We start from the raw sequence: 579 nt of genomic DNA, 5'->3' as shown, positions 1-579 counted from the left end.
TTATATACGACCTTTTTCAAAATTAAATTGCCACAGCCCTGTTGAATACAGGACCGTGGCAGCATAGGTGTTTTTTCTTGTCTCATTTCCCTGGGTCAGTTCAAACCACGTCCGGTCCTCTTTTGGGTTAGTGCTTACCTTTGAATGTATGCGTTTTACCTCTAACATCAATATATTCAACAGGATACATTTCTCCATTACATTGCTCACAACTAAAGCGAGGCGGTTCAGATGGATCCCCTGGATCCATCAAATCAAAATCTCTGACCACTTGATAGGGAATATATTCCTCCATACCACAACTTTCACAAATGAAGTCAACTGACTTTTTCTTTTTCTTCAAATGATCTGTTCCTTTTTTCTTCTTCTTGCGTGAGATGTCTAATCACCCTCTCCATATAGTTAGTTGCTTCTCGACTTAACGATACTTTGATTTCAAGCCTACCATCCTCAAGACATACTTCACCCATATATTCATAAAAGTTATCACAACAAGAGCACCTCATGGGATCTTTTCCACCAGATGCAATAACCTTCTCACGATAAGTTCTTTTTGTTAAGGATTTCTTTATTTTAACT

Annotated in this window: 1 protein-coding gene and 1 pseudogene; both read right to left on the bottom strand. The window is 38.2% G+C overall.

The features are described from left to right. Window positions 1-127: 127 nt before the first annotated feature. The gene (locus ACFSW4_RS11905; RefSeq protein ID WP_377329513.1) at window positions 128-343 is read right to left on the bottom strand and encodes a hypothetical protein; all 216 of its coding nucleotides are present in this window, start codon (window positions 341-343) and stop codon (window positions 128-130) included. Then, a pseudogene (locus tag ACFSW4_RS11900) lies at window positions 318-579 on the bottom strand (IS91 family transposase); the annotation flags it as partial. The gene ACFSW4_RS11905 and the pseudogene ACFSW4_RS11900, both read right to left, overlap by 26 nt.

This window comes from Piscibacillus salipiscarius (genome assembly GCF_042685285.1).
GTDB classification, from domain to species: Bacteria; Bacillota; Bacilli; order Bacillales; family Alkalibacillaceae; genus Piscibacillus; species Piscibacillus salipiscarius.
This window is presented reverse-complemented; position numbering and strand designations above follow the sequence as displayed.